Source organism: Thermanaeromonas toyohensis ToBE, assembly GCF_900176005.1.
GTDB classification, from domain to species: Bacteria; Bacillota; DSM-521; order Neomoorellales; family Neomoorellaceae; genus Thermanaeromonas; species Thermanaeromonas toyohensis.
Map to the genome: position 1 here is coordinate 1,539,120 of NZ_LT838272.1, position 23,238 is coordinate 1,562,357.

Sequence of the window (23,238 nt, forward strand, 5' to 3'; positions counted from 1 at the left end):
GGGAAGGGCAGGCTGTTGGAACCTGTTAATGAGTTATCTATGAAGCTGTTGGGGAGAGACGGTAACCTGTTTGATTTTCTGTGCAGTTACTGGACTGAAGGAAAGAGCAACTCTGTGGTTGCAAGTTATTACAGAACAGCTAAAGGTTTTAGACTAGTCCAGATTACGAACGTTAGGGGGTAAGCCGAAATGCAGGTGTTGAGTAAAAAGTTTTATCTTTGGCGGACACTTTTGGGGGTCAAGGCGGGTATGGTACGGAGGATATGTTTCGGATTATTATGGGCATTCCTGGCTTTGGCTCTATTGTTCAGTGCAAGACCAGCATACGCGGGTACTTGGGTACAGAGCCCCGTCGTTTTATCTGGTGGTGTGGCGGACGCCAGCGGCAGGCTGTGGGTCTCCGGCGGGTCAGTGCTCAAGTACTGGGACGGGAGTGCCTGGCAGAGCACTCCTACGTGGCCCGGAGGAACGAGCTATACTATTCAGGCTATTACCATAGGGAAAGACGGCAAGGTATGGGCAGGCGGAACCGGAGGGTATACTGCCTACTGGACGGGCAGTTCTTGGGTCAACACGGGCAGGATCTACGAATATCCGGTATACAGGACCATCAACGCAATGACTACAGCTCCCGACGGCACGATCTGGATGGCCGCGGACTATTTCCTGTATTACTGGAACGGGTCGAACTGGGTAAAGTGCGGCCAGCACCCCAATAGCAAGACAATCTCTCTCCTTCAGGCAGGGCCGGACGGCAAGATATGGATCTCTGGCTCCGGGGTTGGTCTCTGGTACTACAGCGGCGGTTGGGTAAGCACCGGATTGGGGGATGTCAGCCAGATACTTGTGCATCCTGACGGCACGGTCTACTTTATACCTGTATATGGTAATACTAGCGCTCCAAATCCGGTGTACTACTACCGCGGTGGCTCCTTTTACTCTTTTAACGTCCCTTATGGGGCAGATTACGAAAGCAGTATGCTGTATTTGACCGCAGTTGTGGCCCCGGATGGGAAGCTGTGGTTCGATCAACGATATACGAGTACTTCTAGTATTGTCGTATGGAACGGGACCACTACAGTAACCCTACCCAAGCCTTCAGGTCGCGGTGGTGAAGCATCTAAAGTCCTTTTCGTTTACAACCGTAAGGTTTACTTCTACCGGAGCTACTATGGATACGTTTCCCCGCCTGATGACTGCTACTATTATGATGATAGTTCCCCGCTGTACCTCATACCTTCTCCGAACGGGACTACAGGCCAGTTAGTTGTTAAACCTGCGGCTTTTGGTGCCCAGGGCTTGCTCACCAACCTCTATTACTCTTACGATGGCTCCACCTGGCAGGATCTAGGTGTTCTTCAGGGCAATACTGCCGTGCTGACGCCTCCTCCGGGCAAAACGGCGGTATACTTTAAGGCCCTGCTCAGGTATCCCTTGCCTGGTCTCAGCTTTACTTCGGAGTACAGCAACGTGTATACAGTCCCCCTCGTGACCAGTGTGAGCGTGAGCAGTACCTCCGGAATCGTTCAGTGGGACCAGAGCCGTGGCCGGTCATATATCCGGCTGACCTGGCCTGCGGTGCCCAATGCGACCGGATATAAGCTGCACGTATTTGACGGGTATGCCTACCGGACTAAAGACTTGGGAAACGTTACTTCCTGGGATAGCAGGACGGCTAAGATATTCCCTTATCCGTCGGAGTTGCCCGAGAATAACTCGGTATCTACGGATCTCTTCCGCTGGGATGGTTCAGGCCTCGATTTTGAAGACACTCCCGTCAGGCTTTACAGGAGTACTGTGGGAACCGGTTATGATAGCAGCAATACCTACTACTTCAGGGTAACAGCCTATAACCAGTGGATGGAGAGCGACTTTAATGCTTCTTCTTCCTGGTGCTTTACGGCTTTACCCAGTGCGACCGATACTCAGGCTCCTTCGGGTTCTGTGGCTGTTTTGTCTTCGGAAGGTTTAAAGAAAACTTATGACCAGAATGTTAAAGTAACTGTCAACGTTTCTGACGGACAATCGGGTATTTATCAGATTTTCTTCTCTAACGATAATGTGAGCTGGACTTCCGTTTATACGGCCACCAAAAACGCTGATAACGGCACATCCGTAGCAAGCTACACTAATACCTTTTCCTGGCAGGTCACTCCTGGAGCGGGGACGAAAACAGTTTATGCTAAAGTGGTAGACGCTGTAGGAAATGCCAAGGTTCTATCTGACTCCATTGCCCTGGCCGAGGATATGCTTCCGCCCAGCGTCACGTTGCAAATAAACGGCGGTGCTGAATCCACTACTTCGCCCAACGTTACCCTAACCCTAAATGTTCAGGACAACGCTTCCACCACTTCCCAAATGCAGATGCGCTTTAGCAACGATGGCAACCTGTGGTCGCCGTGGGAGCCTTTCGCCCAAACTAAGACCTGGGATCTGACTGCTTCTGCCTATGGTGGCAATACCAGTCCGGGCGTAAAGAAAGTCTACGCCCAGGTGTGCGATCAGGCCCAGAACGTGGCCCTGGCGGTTGCGGAGATAGGCTATAACCCGAACCCGCCGGTGGGCACTGTTACCATAGTAGGCGGTTCTTCCGGTACTTGGAACGGCAAGGCTGCTTTGTTTACTGCCAGTGATGCGCCGACGCTAAACCTCAATTTCCCTGGAGCTACTTATGTGCGGTTTGATCCCGGCACAGGCATATGGGGTGATTGGGAGCCTTATGCCTCTCAGAAGACGGTCTACCTGGTCAAGTCTTCCGGTGTTACCAGGCTCCGGGTGCAGGTGAAGGATGCCTACGGGGTTGCGTCAGCGCCGCAGGAGTTCCTGGTGGTAGTGGATCCAACGCCGCCGGTTATCCAGTACCTGCGCGGCCTGAACGGAGCTACGGCGACGACTTCTTCCAGCATAACGTTAGAGATAAGCGCGACGGATAACCTACCCGGCCAGCTCCAGTACCAGTATCAGATTAATGGAGGGAACTGGAGTTCGTGGGGAACTTTATCTGGCGATATGATAAACGTCTCCGGTCTTGTGAGTGGGGCAAACAAGATAACAGTAAGTGTTAAGGATCAGGCAGGAAATATATCTTGTTCGAGTGTAACCATATTCCGGCTCTAACTTCTACTTACAAAAATATTACAGGGTGGGAGGGCCATGACAAAATGTTTGTGACGCTCCTTAACATAAGAGGTAAGGCTAAAAGGGTATTGTTGAAGTTTTTATGTATTTTTGTTTTGGGGGGCATAACTTGGTTATCCTCGCAAGCTGTTGCTTCAGCTTATGCAGTTGGTGAAATACAGGTTCAGACTTCCACCGTAGATTTGTATCCGTACTCTTATCCCTCGGTAACACTATCTCAGCCAACTGCACTTCATAAAGGCTACTACATTTACGCGCGGGGAGTTCAGTGGAATGGTTCCTATTTCTATACAGATGTGCTTAAGAATGGTCAGTGGGTTACTTATAATTTCGGTGATGTAAATTTGTATTTTGGTCCCGGAGATAACGTTACCGCAGTCAGGTTCAGAATTAACGGTTCAAGTGGGTATTGCAGGATAGAATACAACATTCAATGGGGTATGTTTACCTACGATTATTACGAGTCCTCTACTATGGCAGCAAATGTGCTCTCTACAAAGACGAGCGCAGATAATGCTTATAGTGCCGCCAGTACGGCTGCTACCTATGCCCTAAACGCCTATGACGCTGCTAATGCCGCTAAAGCTTCCGCGGACCAGGCCGCGGCTAACACCACTTATAACGGCCAGTCCGCCGCCTACTGGGCCTACCTGGCAGCCCAGGGTGGAGTAGACACCACTCCGCCGATGATCCAGAAAGTAGGAGGCCAGAACGGGGCTACTTGCACTACCACCGGAACTTTCTATGTGGTTGTACAAGCCACTGATAATAGAACTGGACAGCTCCAAGCCCGTGTCCAGGTGGACGGTGGCGCCTGGACTGGCTGGTACAATATCCCCCAGAGCGCTATTCCTGTGACCCTTTCCACAATAGGGGCGCATACGATTACCGTAGAGGTGAAGGATGTAGCCGGAAATACGTCCCAAGCTACGATGACTGCTTTCCGTGTCTAATCACCCAGCTATTACCCCGGCACTGCCGGGGTTTTTCTTTTGGTTGGAGGGGGTGTTATGACGGCACAGAAAATATTTCTTGTTCTGGCCCTAGCCGGACTTCACTTTTTCTTCCGGGCAGGACCGGCGCTTGCAGCCACCTGGCAATATGGGATAACCGACGCGGACACTCCCACCACTATTGATAGAGCGGCCACTACAGCGGTTGTGGACACCACCCTGCACGAGATCCGGCTTCCGAAGTATAACGCCCATGCGGCCTCCTTCTGGCCTGACGGCGGGCCGGACTATGTGGTAATGGCTCCGAATAAGGTGCTCCACTTTTCCTTCGACGGCACGTGGATGGTGGAGAACCCCATAGTGAGCATCACCCTGCCGTCGAACCCGCTGGCCGTGGCTGCCGGATGGCAGTACCCCGACGTGGTGGTAGCCCTGCCCGATAAGCTCTACCACTACTCCTTCACGGGCACGGGCATGGTGGAAAACCCGGCCCTTTCGGTGGCAGGCCTGGCCGGGGCAGCAGCCGTGGGTGTACGTGAAGGAGAAGTGGCGGGCCTAGTGGGGAAGTCAATCAAAGACTTCATGTTTGACGGTACGGGCATGGTAGAAGTACCCTACCTGGAGCCTTCTGGCCTGACCAATCCCATTGATTTTGCCTTGATGGCCGGAAGCTATGATGTGGCTGTCCTGGACGGAAACCAGGTGAGGTACTATAACTTTACCGGCTCCGTGCTAGTCGAAAATCCTGCTTTAGCTATAACCGGGCTTTCTTCTCCCGTAGCTATAGCTGCGGCAGGGGAAAAAGATTTGGTAGTGGTGGACGGAAAGCAGGTAAAGCACTTTTCTTTTGACGGCTCTGCTTTCCGGTACAACGCTGCTCTTTCAGTGACTTCGGGGCTCAATAACCCCGTCTGCGTGGCCGTAAGGCCGGGAACTTTCGACCGCATCATTATCGACGGCGACCAAGTGAAGTATTACTCGTGGGATGGCACCCAATTGGTGTATAATCCCAATATGTCCGTTACTGTAACCGGCCTCTCTAATCTTGGAAGCTACGCCCCTTCGGCGGTGGCGGTGTCACAGGCGAAAGACCCGGGCAACAACGTTGATTACGTCCGGGTGCGGGCTTATGTTAGCGTGCCCGATAAGACTTCAATAACCTTTTCGCTGACCGCCGACGGCAGTAATTGGGTGAAGGTCTGGCGGGTGAGGGGCACGCCTTCCGGTCCGGTAGCTGAAGTTACCTCCGATAACGGCGCCACCTGGACGGCCATAGGCGATAGTCAGGCCGTCAGCCCGGCTTCCGCCGATACCAGGCTGTGGGCGAAACTCCCCGCAGGCCGGGCCGTAAAGTGGAGGGCTGACCTGGCCACTTCCGACACGGGCGCTACTCCCAAGATAGTGGCCGTGGGTGGAGTAGCGGTGGTTTGGGACACGAATGCGAAGCCCAACCCGCCGGTGATCGACATTCAGGAAACATGCTACACCACAACGACGCCCACTCTGGCCTGGACCTTTAGTGACCCTGACCCCGGCGATGTTCAAAGCGCATACCAGCTCCAGATTGTCCGGGCTTCTGACTTCCAGCCGGTGCTGGATACGGGGAAGGTCACGAGCGATAGCGCTGAGTACAGGGTTCCTAGTAGTGGTGTGCCTCATGTGCCTGGCCCGCTGTGGGATTCCGGCGACTATCGCTTTAAGGTGAGGGTGAAGGTGTGGGATCAGGCGGGAGTGGAGTCGGACTGGTCTGCCTGGGCCGATTTCTGCGTCATCGCCTTTGAACGGCCTAGAGTGGCGGGAATAGCTAGTCCGCCTCCGGGGCAGGTAGCTCCGGATCCAACTAACCCTTCAACGCATATCCTCATAACTCCGGGAATGACCGCGGCCCAGCTCCCGAAAGTAAAAGCGGGAGCTAAGGTGACCCTGCTGGTGGATAGTGTGGGGCCGCTGGATACGGTTACAGCGGTTTTCCCTTACGGGGCAGGACACCAGGCCACGATAGGGTCTGGGCCTGCGGCTGTTACGGTCAACGGCACCAATAAGACCTGGCAGGTGGAGTTCTGGACTGACCCCAGTTTAGAGGTTACGCCTGAGGGTACTGTGGTAGAAATGCGGCTTTCCGGTACGGGTCCAGAAGGGAGTGCAGCCCTGAATGCTCCCGACTACGCAGACGGCGTGGTGGTGACCATAGGAACTGTTTATAATGATTGGTTTGTAGTGTTGCAGGGAAGAGACACTGGCATCTAGTGAGGCTGGTGGGACACAACGGATTTAACTGAGGAACTGCGGTTTGGGAAGGCAGGTTTCGTACAGCATAGGTCGATGCCGGGTTTTTAGTTTCTTAAGAAATTTCAATGTTCTGTGGTGGTCGCCATGCGTATCCAAAAAGGAACAAGTTTAGAGTTCGGGCATGCTTGCGCGGTGTGCGGTCGCCCCACGTTGGGGGAGCTGTGTCCGGCGTGCTGGGCGGAAGACGAACGTGCTTTCAGAAAAGTGAAGGGTTACCTCAAGGAGCGGCCGATGGCTACAGTCGCAGAAGTCAGCACCGCGACAGGAGTGGAGGAGAGACGCATCGCCCGCTGGGTGGCCAAAGGGTGGCTGCAGCTGTGCTGCTTCTGCGCCGTGTGCGGCCGGCCGCTCAAAAAGGGTGAAGTGTGCCCGGAGTGCACGGCGGGGCTTGCCCCAGAAATAAAAAAGCCAGCGACGGAGTTTTCCAGGGAACACGCCCCGGTCCGCGTAATGGGGGTGGTGCGGAACGTAGAGGGCGGCATGGGCCGGCTGAAGTCGGCGCTCAACCTGGCCGAGAAAAAGTCGCAGAAGTAAGGGAAGGGGGGTGCTGGTAGTGGACGTTTTGAAAGTGTTAGAGACGCGTTTAGACCTGGCGGCGGCCCGGCAGGCGTGCGCGGCAGCAAATCTCGCCAATGCTGAAACGCCGGGGTACCGGCGCTTTGAAGCTGTATTGCGTGAAGCGGAAGGCCGCTTGCCGCTGGCGTGCACACATCCGGCTCACTTGCCCGGGAAGGGCGGAGGAGAAACCGTAGCCGTCATCAGGGACATGCGTGGCCCGTGGCGGGTAGATGGCAATAACGTGGACGTGGATGCGGAACTGGCCGGGGTTGTGCGCAACCAGGTTCTGTACTCCGCTTTGACGCGTGCCGTTTCGCAGCGGCTTGCCCTAGCCCGGCTGGCTGCAACAGAAGGGAGGAGGTAAGAGATGCTTCTGCAGTCGTTCAACATCAGCACTTCGGCGCTGACGGCCGAGCGCCTAAGGATGGATATCGTGGCCGAGAATTTGGCCAACGCTGAGACGACGCGGACGCCCGAAGGGGGGCCTTATAGGCGGAAAGTCCCAGTGTTTGTTCCCCTTACGGACGGGGGTGTTGGGGTTGCGGCAGTGGTGGAAGACCCTTCGCCGCCGCGCCTTAAATTTGATCCCGGGCACCCCGATGCTGGGCCGGACGGCTACGTTCGGATGCCCAACATAGACGTGGCCAGGGAGATGGTCGACCTGGCCGCAGCCTCGCGGGCGTACGAAGCTTCCGTGGCTGTCCTGACGGTGACGCGAGCCATGGCGCTGCGGGCACTGGACATTTCGTCGCGTTAGACGCTTATCCGTTTCATAATGCTGGGTAAGTGAGGAGGCGGTCTAAATGCTTGACGGAGTAACGCCGGTGGGCGGAATACAAGAAACTGCCTCCCGGGCACAGGTGAAGCAGCCTCTGGCGAAGTTCCTGAACGTGCTGGAAGAACTCTTGGGGGAAGCAGAACGTAAGGCTACGGCGTTTGCCCGGGGTGAGCCGGTCGATATTCACAGCCTGATGATTGCTTCTGAGAAGGCCCTGATAGGTCTGACGCTGGCCCTTCAGATTCGCAACCGCGCGCTGGAGGCGTACCAGGAGATCATCCACATGCAGGTCTGAAAGGTGGTGGTAGCCGTTGCCGTTGAAGGAGAAAGTTCAGGAGCTGCTCGGCCGCCTGCGGCAGCTGGCCTCCTACCTTTCGGGACCGCGGCGGTGGTGGGTTTATGCAGTGGGGGCCGCGGTTTTTGGCCTGGTGCTGTGGGCGGCGTGGCACGCTGCTACCCCAGCATATGTAACGCTCTACTCAGGAGACTATTCTGCGGTGGCCGAGGTAACAAAGGCGCTGGAATCGAAGAAGATACCCTACAAGCTGGATGAAGGGGGAACCCGGGTGCTTGTACCTGCCGATCAGGTGGCCAGAGCGCGCGTGGAGACACTGGGGCGGGGCATTCCGCGGCAGGGCAGCGGGGGTTACGAAATTCTGGAGAAGGTGCCTTTCGGCCTGACGGAATCGGACAGGGCTGTACGCCACCGGCAGGTGCTGGAAGGTGAGCTGGAGAAAACGATCAAGGCGCTGGGGTCGGTGGAAAGCGCCCGGGTCCACCTGGGACTGCCCAAGGAAAGCCCCTTTGTTAGGGAGAAAGTCGCCCCCACAGCTTCCGTAGTTGTGACGCCGAAGCCGGGTGCCGAGATCGGGCCTGGTGATGCGCGGGCCATTGCCAACATAGTGGCAGCGGCGGTTCCAGCCCTGACCCCCGAGAAGGTGGTTGTGACTGATGACCGGGGGAGGCTCCTCCGATGGGACGGCTCTTCTGAGAGCGGGGAGCTGGCTCGGGACCTGGAGCGGGCGGCTTTAAACGTGCTGACTGCCGCATACGGGCCGGGAGTGGCGGTGTCAGTGAGGGTGGAGCTGGACCCCACTACGGAAACGGTAACAGAGGAGCAGGCGGGCGCACCGCTGACCAGGAGCCGGCAGAACGTATCAGAAAGCTGGCAGGGTAGTGGTCAGCCCCCCGGGGGTGCTCCCGGTACGGGTTCTAACGTACCGGGATATTTTTATTCTCCGCCCGGTGGGACCGGCCAGTGGCAGAAGCAGGAGACCACAGAAAACTATGAATTCCCGGTGACCCGGCGCCAGGTTACACGGCCTGCGGGCGCGGTCAAAAAGATTACGGTGGCGGCAGTGGTTCCGCGGGAGCTCGACCCGGAAGAAGAAATCCGCGCTGCCCGCCTGCTCGCGGCAGCCGTCGGGACGGATATTGCCAATGTAAGCGTTTCGGGGATTCCCCATCGCGAAGCAGAGAGCGTGCCGCCCCGGCGCATCTTTGAGGGAAAGGAGGGCTGGCTCGTGGCGGCTGCTGTTGCCGCGCTGGCAGTGTTGATCCTTGTGGTAACGATTGTGCTGTTGCGGCGACGGTCAAAGCCCGCTGTTCCCGAAACTGTTCCTGTTCCTGAGCCCTTACCTGAAACGGTGATGCCACGTCCCAGGAGTCTTGTCGAGGAGCTGTCCGACATGGTACAGCGTGATCCCGTGGCGGCGGCCAACGCATTGCGTGCCTGGCTGGGAGAGAGCAGTTAGGTCGGTTCCTGTTTCTGCGCTGTAGCCGCCGCTTAAATTTAGTTGGAGGCGAAAGGTGGTGTTGGGCTTGACTGGTCCAGAAAAAGCGGCCGTGGTTGTGACCGCTTTACCGCAGGACGTGGCGGTGCTCATCATGAGAAACCTGACTGAGCAGGAGCTGGAGACTTTGACCCTGGCGGTGGCGTCGCTGAAGCCGGTTTCTCCCGAAACTACCCGCGCGGTCCTTGAGGAGTTCCGGGAGCTCTGTGCGGCTTCCTTGGCGGTCGCGCAGGGTGGGCTCGACCGGGCGCGGGCACTCCTGGAGGGGGCTCTGGGCCGCGAGCGTGCCGCGGCGGTGGTAAAGAGGCTGGCGGCGGGGCTTGTGGTGCCGCCGCTGGACACGGCCCGGCGTGCGGACCCGGCCTGGCTGGCGGCGTTTCTGGGGGGAGAGCGTGCGCAGATAGCGGCGGCCGTGCTGGCCTACCTGCCGCCCGAACAGGCGGCTCGCGTGTTGGAGGGGCTACCGGAGGAGAAAAGGCCGGAGGTTATTTACCGAATGGCAACCCTCCGACGGTTGAACGCTCCGATTTTGGCGGCTCTCGAGAGATACCTGGAGAGGCAGGTGTTTCTGCCCGGGGGTGAGCAGGTCTCCGGTAGTCCCGAGGCTGCGGCCCGGGTGTTGGGCAGAACCGGGCAGTCGCTTCAGGAGGATGTGCTCCGGTGGATAAACGAGCGGGACCCCGGGATGGCAGAGGAGATCCGGAGGAACATGTTCGTTTTCGAAGACCTGCTGGCGGTGAGCGACCGCGACTTGCAGCGGGTACTGCGGCACGTCGATATTTACCGCGATCTGCCTCTTGCTTTGAAGGGTGCTCCGGCGAGCATGCGGGAGAAATTCCTGCGCTGTCTCTCTTCTGACGCAGCGGCAGTCGTGCGTGACGCCATGGAGGCGGGCCCCGTTCCGAAGCAGCAGGTGGAGGAGGCCCGGAGGCGCATCATAGAAGCGGCGCGGAAGCTGGAGGCCGAAGGGAAAATAACTCTGGCGCGGCGGGGAGAAGAGGGATATGTGGCGTAGGATAGTTCCTCCCGCTCGGGTTGTCCGGTCGCTACCTACCGCTTCAGAGGAGGAGAGGCCCGTTGCTCCTGTCCAGGAGCAGGAAATGGCACAAGAGCCTGTGCCTGAGGTAGCGGTTTTTGATCAAGTGCCGGTTTTGGGCGAGGATTTAGGGCAGCCTGACCAAGAGGATGTTCAGGAAGGGACGACGCTGGAAAAGGCTGTTAGCGCAGAAGCGCGGCATATACTGGTGCAGGCCAGCCAGGTGCTCGCCCGCGCGGAGGAGGTTCTGAAGGAAGCTGAGGAGGTCCTCCAGCGGGCCAATGAAGTTGCCATGGAAGTGCGGGAGGCGGCCGAACGCACTGTATCTGGTATAGGGGATTTCATTATCGAAGCAGTCCGGGTTGCGGCCCTCCGGGAGGTAGACCCGGAGACGACACTGGCCGCCGTCCGTGCCGCCGTGGCCCAGGCAGTGGAGCAGGGCATGGCGGGAGCGGAGGCTAGAGTCATCGTGGCCGCAGAAGCCGTCGAAGAGGTGCGGCGTTCACTGGAAGAAACGGGGCGTCTGTTGAAGGTAGAGGCCAGCGACCTGCTGGACGAGGGGGACTGCGTGGTTGATTGGTACGAGGCGGTGGTTGACGGACGGACATCTGTGCGGTTGGAAAAGGCCCTGAAACAATTGGAGGAGAAGCTGAGTGGTCGTTCGGTTGAAGAAGAGGCGGGCCCATAATGATGTTGCCCGTGGGAGGTGAAGGAGGCGAAGGAGGTGTTCGAACCAGGTGAAGGAGATGGTATTGCCAGTTTACGGTAAGGTAACGGAAGTATCGGCTCATGCGATGCGTGCGGTGGGCCCTGCAGGTGCTCTGGGAGGCATCTGCCGGGTGTGCCCTCCCTTGCGAACAGAAGAGGGGCTGATAGCAGAAGTGACCGCGTTGTCCGAGAAAGAGGCAGTACTGGTGCCGCTCGAGCGCGCGGCCGGGGCCATGCCCGGGTGGTGGGTGGTCCCTGTCCACGATGGAGGTGTGCCCGTGGGAGACGGCTTAGTCGGTAGGGTGATCGACGGGCTCGGGAGACCGGTGGATGGTGGGCCCCCACTGTCGCGAAGTGAGCGCCGCATGGTGGACGGCAGTCCGGTGCCGCCGCTGGCGCGGCCTCCTATCCGCGACATTTTCGTCACGGGGGTCAGGGTTATCGATGCGGTGCTGACGTGCGGGCGGGGCCAGAGGGTCGGGATTTTCGCCGGGAGCGGCGTCGGTAAATCTACACTCCTGGGGATGATTGTAAGGAATTCTGCGGCTGACAGGTGTGTGGTAACGCTGGTAGGCGAGAGGGGACGGGAGATCCGCGACTTTGTTGAAAAGGTTCTTGGATCCGAAGGCATGGCGAGGAGTGTGGTGATTGCCGCGGCGGCAGACGTGCCTGCTCCTCTCAGGATACGGTGTGCGAAGGCTTCGGCTGCTATCGCAGAATTCTGGCGCGACTGTGGTTTTCATGTGTTGTGGATTATCGATTCCGTTACGCGGCTGGCCCACGCATTGCGTGAAGTGGGGCTTGCGGCCGGAGAACCTCCGGCAGCCCGGGGCTACCCACCTACAGCTTTTTCTTTTCTTTCTTCGCTTGTTGAGCGTGCGTCTCCTTCCGAGAAGGGGTCCATCACCTTGTTCTGCACGGTCTTGGTAGAGGGTGACGATATGGCTGAGCCCGTCAGCGATGTTATGCGCAGCGTGCTAGACGGGCATATCGTGCTATCGCGCGACCTGGCAGCCCGCGGCCACTATCCAGCGGTGGACGTCCTGCAGAGCGTGTCGCGCCTGATGCCCGAGATAGTTGATCCCGAACACCTTGCAGCGGCCCGAAAGGCGCGGGAGCTGCTGGCAAACTATGCTGCGGTTCAGGATCTCGTACTGGTGGGGGCCTACGCAGCCGGGAGCAACCCGCAGCACGACGAAGCATTGCGGCTGGCGGGGCCCTTGATGGACTTCTTACGGCAGGATGTGAGCGAAAAAGCTGATTTTGCGGGTTCGAGGTCGGGGCTGATGGAGGTGGTTGGGTTATGAGGTACAGGAGGCTGGCGAGGGTGTGGGGCGTTCTGGAAAGGGCTGCGGTGTCCCGGGCGTGCAGGGCTGCCGCTGATGCAACGCGCGCTGAAAAAGGTGTTGAAGAGTTGCGGACGGCGTGTGCATCTCTGCCTTGGGAGGCCCGGCCTTATGTGGGGGTGTGCACGCGGGCGGTGCTGGTACGGGCGGAGGAGGCGGCCCAAATGCGGCGTGCTGCGGAGGTGCTGACGAATGCGGCGGCAGCAACGCGGCGTCTGGCAAAGGGCATCGAATTGCTGGCGGAAAAAGAGGCGAGGGCGTTGCTGCGGGCAATATCGAAAAAGGAGGGGGAAGAGCTTGTCGACCTTGTGTGTAGCCGTTCCGGCTTTGGAAACTGTGGAAGTTGAGGCGTCGGAGGCTGTTTCGGGGGACGATTGCGGTTGCAAAGGAGTTTCTAATATCGTGCGCGAAGAGGTGTTCGGGAGCATTTTGGCAGCCTTGCTAGCGGTATGTGCTGACGTGCAGGAACCGGGTTTTACCACTGGTCAATTGGCCAAGCGGGCGGGGGATGAAGCCCATTGCGGAGTTGCTGAAACCCAGATACCCGCATGTTCCGTCCGGTCTGATACAACCTTATTGTACCTTGCGCCTTCTGCACAGGCCGAGGTTTCTGGGAGCGCCCCGGGGGCCGAACCTGGACAGGGGTTCCGCGTGACCCAGCATGGTGCCAGTATTCTTCAAGCAAAGAAAACCGCATCGTGCTTCCCAAACCGATGGGATGAGCCGCAGCAGAAAGTTGACCAAGCGGAAAAGGCAGCTGGTACCGGAGAAGCTGATGAAAAAGGCAGCACCGGGACGGCGGTTTGTGGGACCGCTTGTGAGGAATCAGCCGGGCGTGAGCCTTCAGGTCTTGTGGCCAGCAGTTTTGAAAAGACGTTCGGAGGGGGGCGGACTCCGGTTGGGCAATACGATTTCAGCGGAAGGGGACAGCGGTCAGGGGTCGTTGGGACAAAGACTACCGATTGGAACGGGGTAGATTTCGGAAGCAGGACGGATTCCCAGGAACGACATGTTACTACGGGGGAGAAAGTAGGGTACGCGTTACCGGAAGAAGTAACTGGTGAGGGTGTACTATTTGGGCAAGCGGCAGAGCAGATAACTGGAGCGGAAACGCAGGTAACCGAAGCGCGAACGATGGATGTTTTGCCCCGAAGAGTGTTGGAGGTGCCGGAGGATGATGGCGCGTTCGTCCAAAGGAGCGAGCGTGTAGCGGAGAACTTCTGGGAAGGGGGTGAGAGTGGGCTGTATGTTCGCTTTCCCGCCGGGGATAAGGTTTCCCGGGCAGAACGCGCAGTTCCAGTGGCTGGAGGTGTTTTTCCCGGGGGGCCGGAAGATGCCCGTGCGGTGAGGCTGGTGGTGCGGACGGAACTACCGGGAGGAAGCGATATCTTGCTAACGGCGTCCGCCAGAGGCGGGAACCTCGTCCTGACGGCGGTGGCCGGGAGCACCGTGGCAGCTATGACTGCCAGGGAGGCCCTAGCGGCCGCGGCGGCAGCTGTGTGGCAGGAATGGCGAAAAGTGGAGACTGTTGTACTGGAGCCGCGGGAGGCTTCAGATCCCGACAGCAGCGAGCGAACGTTCGATTCTTCGGGTGGTATATATTGCTGACTATCCAAAGCAAAAAACAAACAAAACCCGGAAAAGAAATAAAACTAGAGGAGGTGCTGGTGCCGTTCCGGTATTCCGGGAAATGGCCGGTAAACCGGTCGGCAGGTTTTATGGCGGACATTATGCTGAACAATGTTTTGGCAACATCTTCTGGCGGAGTGGAAACAACGGCAAACAATGTTCTCGGTAAGGATGCTTTTTTAAAAATTCTCATTGAAGAGTTACGCCAACAAAACCCATTTCGCCCGGTTGATACGAAGGACTTCGTGGCGCAACTGGCACAATTGCGCCAGCTCGAAGTTTTGGAGGAAGTGCGTGACATACTGACACAATTTTTGGCAAAAGGGAGGTCGGTTTAATTGCTGAGAAGTCTCTTTTCAGGAGTGCTCGGATTGCGGGCCCATCAAACGGAACTCGACGTGGTGGGCGACAACATAGCAAACGTAAACACTCCCGGCTACAAAGCCTCGCGGGCTGTTTTTGAGGAAATGCTGTCCCAGGTCCTCCGCCCGGGAAGCGCGCCCGGTGGCGGCATAGGGGGCGAGTTGCCGTTCCAGGTCGGTCTTGGCGTGGGGGTAGCGGGCACAGCGAGCGACCCCACCCAGGGAGGGCTGATGGTGACGAACAATCCCACGGACCTCGCACTGGACGGTGATGGCTTCTTCGTCCTCCGCGACGGGGACAAGCTTGTGTTCACGCGCGCCGGTGCGTTCCGGTGGGACGCCGAAGGCAACCTGGTAGACCCTGCTGGACGGAGGGTGCTGGGGTGGGCGGTCGGTGAGGACGGGACGGTGGCCGATCCTACGCAGTCCGCACTGCGGCCGATTTCTTCTAAAGAACTGCTTTCCATTCCGGCAGTTCAGACCACCAGGGCGGAGCTCGCACGGAACCTTACCGGTACCGATAATGGTACTTTTGTTCCGCTGGAGAACACCACGCTTGAGGTCGTTTTGCCATCCGGCCGGACGGTTCCGGTTTCGCTGGCGCTGAAGCCGACGGCAGACTTCAACTGCTGGCAGTGGTCGGCCGCCGCGGGTTCGGATGCCGCTATCGTGCCGCCTTCAGGTTACATCTGGTTTGGCCCGGACGGCACAATCGAAAAAGTGACCGACCTGGCCAACAATCCCATTACCGACGTGGCAGTAAACTTTGGTGGGGAAACCGGCAGGTTCACGATTTCGGGATCCAGGTCGGCGCTGCAGTTTATAAGTGGCGCAGAAACTGTGACATTTCAGTATCAGAGCTGTACCTACACTGTAGAGTTTGGCGCCTACGGTCCCAAAGGCGAGCTTTACACTGTGGATGTGGTCTTTGAGAAAACCGACAACAACGTTTGGAAGTGGGCGGCGCGGGTATATGACCCGTTCGGGAATATTGTGCCGTGCTCGTCGGGCGGCGAAGTGCGGTTCAATACTTCCGGCAGGGTGGCTGGAATAAATGGCGACACGGTGGCGTTTACGACGGCTGACGGTGCGAACGTGGAGATCGGGTTGGACTTTTCCCAGCTTACGCAGTACGCGGGTGCAAGCACGGCAGCAGCCGTGGAAGTTAACGGCAACGCTCCGGGCGACCTGGTATCGGTTAGCATAGATGGCCGGGGTACAGTCGTCGGCTCTTATTCCAACGGGCTGACGCGGCCGCTGGCGAGGTTGGCGCTTGCTCGGTTCCGCAACCCAGCCGGCCTGTTGCGGGTCGGGGACAGCTGCTATGCGGAGGGACCCGCTTCTGGATCGGCCGTTCTGTGCGAGCCCAGGTCGGGCGGCGCCGGCCGGGTCGTGGCCGGAGCGCTGGAGATGTCCAACGTGGATTTGGCCAAGGAGTTTACGAGGCTGATTGTAGCGCAGCGTGGGTTCCTAGCCAACGCACGCGTTATTACGGCCAGTGATGAAGTGTTGCAGGAACTGGCTAACATGAAGAGATAGCTGGTCGGTCAGGGGCGTCCCTAACGTAGCGGGTCGCCCCGGCCTCATCAAGAAAGGGCGTAACGACAAAGGAAGGAGTTGGTGTTCCGTTGGACCGCTCGACTGTTATCGGTTTCCTGGTGGGTATCGCCGCTGTGGTGTACGGGATCAAGATTGAGGGGTCACTCAGGCTTTTTTGGCATCTCCCCGCCGCCCTTATCGTCTTTGGCGGTACTTTCGCGGCGGTGCTCGTTTCCTACCGGGTGTCGGACATCCTGCAGGTAGGAGCGATACTGCGCCAGGCTTTTGTGGAACGGCGGGAGCCCCTGCCGCAGGTGGTGGAGACGATGGTGGCCCTTGCGGACAAGGCCCGGAGGAATGGTTTCCTTTCTCTGGAAGAAGACGCGGCGCGGGCGCGGGATCCTTTTCTTGCGCGCGGGCTAAGGCTTCTGGTTAACGGCCACGATGCGAACTACATCCGCGACGTGCTGGCCGCGGAAATTCTGTATTCCCGCGACCGTCACCGGATAGGCCAGGGGATTTTCGAGCTGGCGGGCGCGCTTGCACCAGCCTTCGGGCTGTGCGGTACTCTGATAGGCATGATCCAGATGCTGTCCCGTCTCCACAACCCGCAGGAGGTGGGACCGGCTTTCGCGACCGCGATGGTGTGTACGTTTTACGGCGTGGTGTCCGCAAACCTCCTGTTTCTGCCGATAGCTGGCAAGCTGCGGCTCAGGTCGCAGGAGGAGACGGTGGCCAAGGAGCTGATGCTGGAGGGCATCCTCGCCATGGCCTCGGAAGAGCACCCTGTACTGGTTCAGCAGAAGCTGACCGCGGCCTTACGGGAAAAAGAGGGGGTTGTCCGCCGTGAAGCGGTGGCGGGACGGTGGTAAGGAGGAAGGTCTGGACTTTATCCGGCCTTCGCCGCACTGGCTGGTGACCTATGCGGACATGATAACCCTACTGCTGTGCGCGTTCGCCCTTTTTTTCGCGATGAGCACCTTTTCCGAGACACGGTTTTATGCCGCACGGGAATCGGTGGCCCGCACGTTCGGGATGGAGGTCGCCCCGCGCGCGGTGGAGAATCCCGTGCCGCAGGTTCAGTGGGACCTGCCACAGCTGGAGTCCGTGGAAGAGTCGTTGCGGCAGTACCTTGAGGAGCATGGCATACCGGCGGACATGGTGAGGCAGGAGCGCGGTCTTGTGGTGCGCTTCAGCGAGGTCGCGCTTTTCGACCGCGGAAGCGCGGACCTGCGGCCGGAGGGCAGGCGCTCCCTTTCGGCGCTGGCGGACTTTCTGGTGGGAGTACCAAACCACGTCAGAGTAGAAGGGCACACGTGCGATCTGCCGATCCATAACGCCCGGTACCAGTCGAACTGGGAGCTGTCGACGGCCAGGGCGACGGCCGCGCTGCACGTTCTTGAAGAAAAAATTCCCCAGTGGCGTTTATCAGCCGCGGGTTACGGCGAGTTTAGGCCTGTGGCACCGAATGACAGCGAAGCCAACCGCGCGAGGAACCGCCGCGTGGACGTGGTGATACTCCGGCTTTCTCTTACGGGCGCGGAGCCGGAAACGCGGCAATGAACCGCAGGTGACGCAAGCCTATTAAGAGGTATAGCGGTCCGACTTTTACGGGAAGGAGGTGCCGGCATATTTTCCCTCCCAGTAAGTTGGGAGGGTCAGTTTATTATGAAGCAGTTGCTGCCTTTGGTCAGGGAATTCGGGAAGAAGGAATTGCCCTCCTGGCTGGCGCCGCGGCTGGCACGAGTGCTGAGCAGCCGCTTGGGGTTTTTGCTGGGGCGGGTGGTGGAAGCTGTGCCGGCTGACGGAACGGTGCTGGGGCCAGGTACCTTCGTGGCAGCGCGTGGTATGGCAGACGGGTTCTCAGCGTGGATCGCCCTTACTCCCCTAGGGTTCGTGCATGCGGTAGCTGACACTCTTCTGGGAGGTGAGCCGCTGGTCCCGGATGACAGTTCCCCGGTGACAGAAGGGGAGGCGACCGTTCTGAGGGAGTTCTTCCAGGCTGCGGTCGAAGCTGCCGCTGAGGCGGTCGGTGTGGGAAACCCCGCTGAGGTGGACGTAGTGGAAGCGGTTTTCCGCGTGCCCGAAGGGGAGTACGGGACAGTAGACGTGGCCCTTGATGTGTTTGGGTTCCCGCGGGGCATTCTGCGTGTTGTCTTTCTTGCGCCGCTGAGGGAGGGCGGCGCCCAGACGCGGCCGGTGCTGGACGCAGTGCCCCTTACGGTAACAGTGACGGTTGAGAGCGTACCGGTCACAGCAGGTGAAGTGGCTTCCCTTGCTCCTGTATATTTGGTTTTGCTGGATACGGCGGATCCTTTAGCGGTGAAGATTAGTGTTGAGGGAACGCCGGTGTTTGCAGGGAGGTTGGGGCGCCGGGGCTACAGCTTTGTGGTCAAAATAGAAGGCCTGTTGGAAGGAGGGTTAGCTGTGCAGGAAGGAAATTTTGTGCCGCTGGAAGTTCCCGAGGTTCTCGGGGATGAGGCCCCGACCGGTGAGCCCCTGGGAATGGGGCGTCTCCACCGGGTCCCGCTGCAGCTGACAGTGGAGGTTGGACGTGTGGTGAAAACGCTTGCCGAAGTGGCCGAGCTGAGGCCGGGGGACATTATCCACCTCAATAAGCCTTCCAGTGCTCCGGTAGACCTTTTGGTGAACGGTGTTGTTGTGGCCCGGGGTGTCGTTGTGGACGCTGGCGGCCGCTATGCCGTGCAGGTGACCGAGATATTCCGGGGCGCTCAGGAAAGGACGGCACAGTAGCTGCGCGGGATTTCCCGTACAGAGGGTGGTAGCGAGAAATGCTGGCGGGAATTAAGCTTTTTGTTATTTCGGTGGCTCTTCTGGCCGCGGTGTGGTTCTTGGGACGCAAGCTGGCACCGGGGGCCCGCTGCGGCCCCTTACGGGTACTAGGGTGGGCACGAGTTGATAGCGCGCTGATCGTGCTGATAGAAGCGACCGGGAGCCGGTTCCTTGTTGTTGCTTCACGTAATGCCGTGGCGGTAGAGAAGCTTTGTGAAGGAACGAAGGAGGGATTAGAAGAGTGCTCAAAGGATTCTACACCAGCGCTTGCGGGCTCATGACCGGCTTACGCCGGCTGGATGTGGTTGCCGACAACGCCGCGAACCTTAACACGCCGGGGTTTTTGAGGCGGCGGTACGCGATACAGGCAGGGTTCGGGCGTGCGCTCGAAGCAGTTGCCGGCGGGTACAGTGCTCCGGTCGGTACTGCGCGCCCGGTTGTAGTGGTGACAGATGTCCCTTGCGCGGCCGGACCGGGAGAACTGAAGCACACCGGCCGGCCGCTGGATGTGGCCGCAGAAGACGGCCTGTTTTTTGCTGTAATGCAGGGAGGAAATGTGTTCTACACTCGGAACGGGCATTTCCAGGTGCTGCCGAACGGCGTACTGGCGGACGCAGCGGGCAGGCCGGTGCTGGGGACGGACGGCAACCCGGTGGTGGTGGGGAGAGAGGACTTCCTCGTTTTGCCAGACGGTACCGTGACCGCCCCGGATGGCGTAACTTTGGGCCAGCTGGGGCTCTGGCGGGTCGAAAACCCGGTTCCGGCCGGCGGCGGGCTCTATCAGGGGCTGGCCGTAACCGCTACGGGTAGGGTACGCCAGGGATGGCTGTGCGGGCCGAACACTTCGCTGGCTCAGGAGAGTGTCGAGCTGGTGGCGGTCCAGAGAGCGTTCGAATCTGCGCAGCGTGTCTTGGTGGCGGAAGACCAGGCGCTGGGGTCGCTGATCTCAGCGGTCAGGGCTTAAATGTTTCTGTCTGTAGAAACTGGAGAACAACAAGGAGGGTGGAAACAGCATGCGTGCGATGTGGACGGCCGCGGCCGGCATGTCTACGCAGCAGGCCGCGGTGGACGTGACGGCCAACAACGTAGCAAACGCCAACACGCCCGGGTTCAAGCGGGCTGTAGCGGCAGTTATTGAGCTGGCCCGCGAGGAAGCGCGGCCGGCGACCTCCGAGTTTCCGGCGCTAGAGGTAGGGACGGGTTCGGGAGCCCTTGCTACTCTGTCCGTGGTAACCCAGGGACCGCTGGTGGAGACGGGGGTACCGACGCATCTGGCGCTCGAAGGGGACGGCTTCTTTGTGCTGGAAGGACCGCAGGGCCCTGTGTACACAAGGGCGGGGCAGTTTCGTATCAGCCCCGACGGGTATTTGGTCTCAATGCATGGGTGGCGCGTGCGGGGTGCCGGGGCCATTCCGCGTGAAGCCGTCGGATTGGCGGTCGGGCGCGACGGCCGGGTGCTGGCGGTGATGCCGGACGGCACCCAGCGGGAAGTGGGGCGGATCGTTCTGGCCCGCTTCAGGGCGCCGTCAGCGCTCGCGTCAGCAGGCGACGGCTGCTACCGTGAATCCCCGGCTTCCGGTCCGCCGGAGGAGGTCCGCCCAGGCGAGCGCGGCGCGGGTGTGGTGTTGCAGGGGTTCCTTGAGAGGTCGAACGTGGACCTGGCCCAGGAGATGGTTTCCCTCATCGCCGCGCAGCGGGTCTACGAGGTGTGCGCCAAAGTCATCCAGGTGGGTGACGAAATGCTGGCCACGGCAAACAGCATCAAGCGCTAAACACTTTTTAGGGGGTGATCGGAATGGCGCAACTAGATATCTCCCTGGCAGCAAAGGTGGCCTCCGCGTGCGCGCAGGCCCGGACGGCACAGGCGGTTTCCAGTACTCTTAGGGAAACGGGGACCACAGGCAGCTTTTGGGTTATTCTGGCAGAGACGCTGTCGCGAAAGGACACCAGCGGTTCCGGCACAGTGAACGGAAGCGACCCGGTCATGGGCGGGCGGCCGGAGTGCGGTCAGGGCCGGTGTCCGCCGGGCCTGCGCCCGATATTCGAGGCCGCCGCCCGCGAGACAGGCCTGCCTGTCGCGCTTCTCGAGGCTGTCGCTGAGGCGGAATCGGGTTTCAACCCCAGGGCGGTTTCTCCGGCGGGCGCGGCAGGATTAATGCAGCTGATGCCGTCGACGGCGCGGGCACTCGGCGTGACAGACGTGTTTGACCCCTGGCAGAACGTTCTGGCCGGGGCGCGGTACCTGCGCGGCCTCCTGGACCGCTTCGGGAGCCTTGAACTGGCCCTGGCAGCGTACAATGCGGGGCCCGGCGCGGTGGAAAAGTGGGGCGGCGTGCCCCGTTACCGGGAAACGCGGTCTTATGTGTCTAAAATTTTGGCGTCGCTGGGCCGGGATCCTGGGGGTGCGCCGCCTTGTTCGGCGGTGCCAGCAACGAAGAACGCGGTATGGGTCTGGTCTCGCTGAAAGGAGGCAGGCTGAGCGGTGCCGCGTTCCTGGGGGTGAGGCCGCTGGCCTGCCTCCTAGCGGCTCTGGTGGAGGCGGGTTGCTGCCAGGAATTTACCAAGTGCTTTTCCGAGGTTCTTACGCATACGGAAAGGGTTGATTGCAGGCTGTACCGTGCGTCAGCTAAAGAGCTGGCTGCCCTGGCGCGGCGGGCTATTTCGCAGCTTAACCCGGTCTTAAAGCCGCACACGGCGCTCGCCAAGGAGATACTGCTGTGGTTTCTGCGGCACAGAGGGGAGGTGGTGCTGGGCTGGCGCTTTCGCGTTAGCGAAGCGTCCCGGGATGTGGCAGTATTGGTGGTGCGTAACGGAAAGGGCGATATATCTGACGCTTTGGGAGAGGGAGTAAAGGTGTGACGGGAATCCTGTGGTAATGGACTGCCCGCCATAGCAAGGCCCAAAGGCAACATTAGTTAACATTACTTGGAAGGAGGTAGGATGTTTTGAGTAACTTGTTTGCGGCTATGGAAGCGGCTTCGCGGGCCATAGGGGCCCACCGGGCGGCACTCGAGGCGCGGGGACAGAACGCTGCTAACGCTACGACTCCTGGCTACGCCCGGGAGCGGGTACAGCTCCGCAGTGCGGCACTTTTGACCCCGGCCGGAGGGCTGCCGGTACTTGTGGGTGTCGAGGCCACCGGCGTGGAAAGGATGACTGACTCCTTTGTTGATGCTGAGTCGCGGCGTGCCTTAGGTGCCCACGCGCGCTGGCAGGAGGCGCTGCGTGTTTATGAGGAGTTCGAAAGCGGTATGGGCGGGCCGGGTGACCCGAACCTGGAAGAAGCCTGCGACGCACTGTGGGCGTCCCTGCAGGACCTGGTTATGCAGCCTGAAAATCGTGCGGTACGTGCGGTGGTTATACAGCGGGCCGAGGCTTTCTGCGATGCGGTGCGACGGACTGCGTCGTTCGCGAAGGATATGCGGCATTCTCTTGATGGCCGCGTCAACGCCCTGGTGGAACGGGTTAACGGGTTGGCGGAACAGATTGCGAAGATTAATGGGGAGATCCTACAGGCGCGTGCGGCGGGGCGGGAAACCCCTTCTCTGCTTGACGAACGCGACCGGCTGCTGGACGAACTGGCGGAGCTCGTCGGTGCTAGCGTTCTAGAACGGCCGGACGGCACGGTTGTGGTAACTGCCGGCAATGGAGTGCTGGTCAGCGGGCCGGTGGCGAACCGAATGAGATACCAGGGCGGGCGTTTGCTTTGGGAGCGCACTGGCGCGGAAGTCCGCCTGGAAGAGGGTACCGTGGCCGGGGTCTTCGAAGGCGCGGCCGCAGTAGAATCCTTCCTGGCACAGCTCGACGCGGCGGTGCGGGGGCTGAGGGAGGCGGTCAATGCGGTACACCGGAATGGTTTCGGTCTGGACGGGTCCACAGGCCTGGATTTCTTTGCTGGAGGTGCACTCGATCTGGAGTTAAATCCGCTGTTGAGGGAAAGGCCGGAGCGGATCGCAACAGCGTCTTCGCCCGCCGGGATACCCGGCGATCCTTCCAATGCGCTCGCGCTGGCACGTGCCGTGGACAGCGCACCGGTTCTTGGGGATCTCCCCTTCCGGGAGGCCGTCCGCGCTCTGACGGTCGGGGTGGGTACAGCGGCGGCAGGGGCCCGTGATGCGGAGAAGCTTGCGGCCGCTGTACGGGATTCCGTGTTGCGGCAGCGCGACCAGATCCGGGGTGTGTCCCTGGACGAGGAGACGGTGGGCATGGTGCAGCACCAGCGCGCTATAGAAGCAGCCGCCCGGTACGTGACCGCCGTCGACCAGGCCATAGAGGCGCTGTTTGAAATGGGTGCCGTTGGCCGCTAAATGGTTCGA

The 23,238-nt window shown here is 59.7% G+C and carries 24 protein-coding genes; all 24 read left to right on the forward strand.

From position 1 onward, the window contains the following. The first annotated feature begins 189 nt into the window (after nucleotides 1–189). Nucleotides 190–3,117, forward strand: coding sequence for a ligand-binding sensor domain-containing protein (locus tag B9A14_RS07785; protein ID WP_084665151.1), 2,928 nt, complete (start codon nucleotides 190–192; stop codon nucleotides 3,115–3,117). A 317-nt stretch (nucleotides 3,118–3,434) separates the two neighbouring features. Continuing rightward, entirely contained in the window at nucleotides 3,435–4,091 is a 657-nt protein-coding gene (locus B9A14_RS07790) for an Ig-like domain-containing protein (protein ID WP_157109851.1), read from the forward strand. Nucleotides 4,092–4,148: 57 nt separating this feature from the next. After that, nucleotides 4,149–6,338, forward strand: a complete 2,190-nt coding sequence (locus B9A14_RS07795; RefSeq protein ID WP_231967966.1) for a glycoside hydrolase family 78 protein — start codon at nucleotides 4,149–4,151, stop codon at nucleotides 6,336–6,338. 114 nt (nucleotides 6,339–6,452) lie between these two features. Continuing rightward, the gene (locus B9A14_RS07800; RefSeq protein WP_157109852.1) at nucleotides 6,453–6,914 is read left to right on the forward strand and encodes a hypothetical protein; all 462 of its coding nucleotides are present in this window, start codon (nucleotides 6,453–6,455) and stop codon (nucleotides 6,912–6,914) included. A 19-nt stretch (nucleotides 6,915–6,933) separates the two neighbouring features. Further along, nucleotides 6,934–7,302 (forward strand): flagellar basal body rod protein FlgB, encoded by a 369-nt coding sequence (flgB, locus tag B9A14_RS07805; protein WP_172839089.1) that lies wholly within the window; start codon nucleotides 6,934–6,936, stop codon nucleotides 7,300–7,302. 3 nt (nucleotides 7,303–7,305) lie between these two features. Further along, complete coding sequence (flgC, locus tag B9A14_RS07810) at nucleotides 7,306–7,695, forward strand: flagellar basal body rod protein FlgC (protein WP_084665156.1); 390 nt, start codon at nucleotides 7,306–7,308, stop codon at nucleotides 7,693–7,695. Between the two features lie 46 nt (nucleotides 7,696–7,741). Then, on the forward strand, nucleotides 7,742–8,011 hold the full coding sequence (fliE, locus tag B9A14_RS07815) for a flagellar hook-basal body complex protein FliE (protein WP_084665157.1): 270 nt from the start codon (nucleotides 7,742–7,744) through the stop codon (nucleotides 8,009–8,011). Nucleotides 8,012–8,027: 16 nt separating this feature from the next. Next, entirely contained in the window at nucleotides 8,028–9,470 is a 1,443-nt protein-coding gene (fliF, locus tag B9A14_RS07820; protein ID WP_084665158.1) for a flagellar basal-body MS-ring/collar protein FliF, read from the forward strand. A 67-nt stretch (nucleotides 9,471–9,537) separates the two neighbouring features. Beyond that, entirely contained in the window at nucleotides 9,538–10,524 is a 987-nt protein-coding gene (gene fliG, locus B9A14_RS07825; RefSeq protein WP_172839090.1) for a flagellar motor switch protein FliG, read from the forward strand. Continuing rightward, complete coding sequence (locus tag B9A14_RS07830) at nucleotides 10,514–11,233, forward strand: FliH/SctL family protein (RefSeq protein ID WP_084665160.1); 720 nt, start codon at nucleotides 10,514–10,516, stop codon at nucleotides 11,231–11,233. Before fliG ends, B9A14_RS07830 begins: the two co-directional genes overlap by 11 nt. 49 nt (nucleotides 11,234–11,282) lie before the next feature. Beyond that, entirely contained in the window at nucleotides 11,283–12,560 is a 1,278-nt protein-coding gene (locus B9A14_RS07835) for a FliI/YscN family ATPase (protein ID WP_197686586.1), read from the forward strand. A gap of 20 nt (nucleotides 12,561–12,580) precedes the next feature. Further along, complete coding sequence (locus B9A14_RS07840) at nucleotides 12,581–12,946, forward strand: hypothetical protein (RefSeq protein ID WP_157109853.1); 366 nt, start codon at nucleotides 12,581–12,583, stop codon at nucleotides 12,944–12,946. Further along, on the forward strand, nucleotides 12,897–14,207 hold the full coding sequence (locus tag B9A14_RS07845; RefSeq protein WP_157109854.1) for a hypothetical protein: 1,311 nt from the start codon (nucleotides 12,897–12,899) through the stop codon (nucleotides 14,205–14,207). The genes B9A14_RS07840 and B9A14_RS07845 overlap by 50 nt, the downstream gene beginning before the upstream one ends. Then, nucleotides 14,201–14,566: a flagellar hook assembly protein FlgD gene (locus B9A14_RS17090; RefSeq protein WP_197686587.1), complete on the forward strand. Its 366-nt coding sequence runs from the start codon at nucleotides 14,201–14,203 to the stop codon at nucleotides 14,564–14,566. The genes B9A14_RS07845 and B9A14_RS17090 overlap by 7 nt, the downstream gene beginning before the upstream one ends. Continuing rightward, on the forward strand, nucleotides 14,567–16,129 hold the full coding sequence (locus B9A14_RS07855) for a flagellar hook protein FlgE (RefSeq protein ID WP_084665164.1): 1,563 nt from the start codon (nucleotides 14,567–14,569) through the stop codon (nucleotides 16,127–16,129). An 89-nt stretch (nucleotides 16,130–16,218) separates the two neighbouring features. Next, nucleotides 16,219–17,001 carry a motility protein A gene (locus B9A14_RS07860; RefSeq protein ID WP_084665165.1) on the forward strand — a complete coding sequence of 261 codons (783 nt, stop codon included), beginning with the start codon at nucleotides 16,219–16,221 and terminating at the stop codon, nucleotides 16,999–17,001. Beyond that, a complete protein-coding gene (locus tag B9A14_RS07865) occupies nucleotides 16,976–17,692 on the forward strand; it encodes an OmpA/MotB family protein (protein WP_197686588.1) in 717 nt (238 codons plus the stop codon). Before B9A14_RS07860 ends, B9A14_RS07865 begins: the two co-directional genes overlap by 26 nt. A 105-nt stretch (nucleotides 17,693–17,797) precedes the next feature. Further along, complete coding sequence (locus B9A14_RS07870; protein WP_084665166.1) at nucleotides 17,798–18,883, forward strand: FliM/FliN family flagellar motor switch protein; 1,086 nt, start codon at nucleotides 17,798–17,800, stop codon at nucleotides 18,881–18,883. A gap of 38 nt (nucleotides 18,884–18,921) precedes the next feature. Further along, nucleotides 18,922–19,203 (forward strand): hypothetical protein, encoded by a 282-nt coding sequence (locus B9A14_RS07875; RefSeq protein ID WP_084665167.1) that lies wholly within the window; start codon nucleotides 18,922–18,924, stop codon nucleotides 19,201–19,203. After that, the gene (locus B9A14_RS07880) at nucleotides 19,164–19,886 is read left to right on the forward strand and encodes a flagellar hook-basal body protein (protein WP_084665168.1); all 723 of its coding nucleotides are present in this window, start codon (nucleotides 19,164–19,166) and stop codon (nucleotides 19,884–19,886) included. Before B9A14_RS07875 ends, B9A14_RS07880 begins: the two co-directional genes overlap by 40 nt. 49 nt (nucleotides 19,887–19,935) lie before the next feature. Further along, a complete protein-coding gene (locus B9A14_RS07885; protein WP_084665169.1) occupies nucleotides 19,936–20,694 on the forward strand; it encodes a flagellar hook-basal body protein in 759 nt (252 codons plus the stop codon). Nucleotides 20,695–20,906: 212 nt separating this feature from the next. Beyond that, nucleotides 20,907–21,386 (forward strand): lytic transglycosylase domain-containing protein, encoded by a 480-nt coding sequence (locus B9A14_RS07890; RefSeq protein WP_231968010.1) that lies wholly within the window; start codon nucleotides 20,907–20,909, stop codon nucleotides 21,384–21,386. Further along, the gene (locus B9A14_RS07895) at nucleotides 21,335–21,781 is read left to right on the forward strand and encodes a hypothetical protein (RefSeq protein WP_157109855.1); all 447 of its coding nucleotides are present in this window, start codon (nucleotides 21,335–21,337) and stop codon (nucleotides 21,779–21,781) included. Before B9A14_RS07890 ends, B9A14_RS07895 begins: the two co-directional genes overlap by 52 nt. A 107-nt stretch (nucleotides 21,782–21,888) precedes the next feature. Continuing rightward, entirely contained in the window at nucleotides 21,889–23,229 is a 1,341-nt protein-coding gene (gene flgK, locus B9A14_RS07900; protein ID WP_231968011.1) for a flagellar hook-associated protein FlgK, read from the forward strand. Nucleotides 23,230–23,238: the final 9 nt, after the last annotated feature.

Coding starts and splice junctions, on each gene's coding strand:
- B9A14_RS07785 (WP_084665151.1), top strand. CDS start 190: ATGCAGGTGTTGAGTAAAAAGTTTTATCTTTGGCGGACACTTTTGGGG.
- B9A14_RS07795 (WP_231967966.1), top strand. CDS start 4,149: ATGACGGCACAGAAAATATTTCTTGTTCTGGCCCTAGCCGGACTTCAC.
- flgC (WP_084665156.1), top strand. CDS start 7,306: ATGCTTCTGCAGTCGTTCAACATCAGCACTTCGGCGCTGACGGCCGAG.
- fliE (WP_084665157.1), top strand. CDS start 7,742: ATGCTTGACGGAGTAACGCCGGTGGGCGGAATACAAGAAACTGCCTCC.
- B9A14_RS07830 (WP_084665160.1), top strand. CDS start 10,514: ATGTGGCGTAGGATAGTTCCTCCCGCTCGGGTTGTCCGGTCGCTACCT.
- B9A14_RS07870 (WP_084665166.1), top strand. CDS start 17,798: ATGAAGCAGTTGCTGCCTTTGGTCAGGGAATTCGGGAAGAAGGAATTG.
- B9A14_RS07875 (WP_084665167.1), top strand. CDS start 18,922: ATGCTGGCGGGAATTAAGCTTTTTGTTATTTCGGTGGCTCTTCTGGCC.
- B9A14_RS07885 (WP_084665169.1), top strand. CDS start 19,936: ATGCGTGCGATGTGGACGGCCGCGGCCGGCATGTCTACGCAGCAGGCC.
- B9A14_RS07890 (WP_231968010.1), top strand. CDS start 20,907: ATGGGCGGGCGGCCGGAGTGCGGTCAGGGCCGGTGTCCGCCGGGCCTG.
- flgK (WP_231968011.1), top strand. CDS start 21,889: ATGGAAGCGGCTTCGCGGGCCATAGGGGCCCACCGGGCGGCACTCGAG.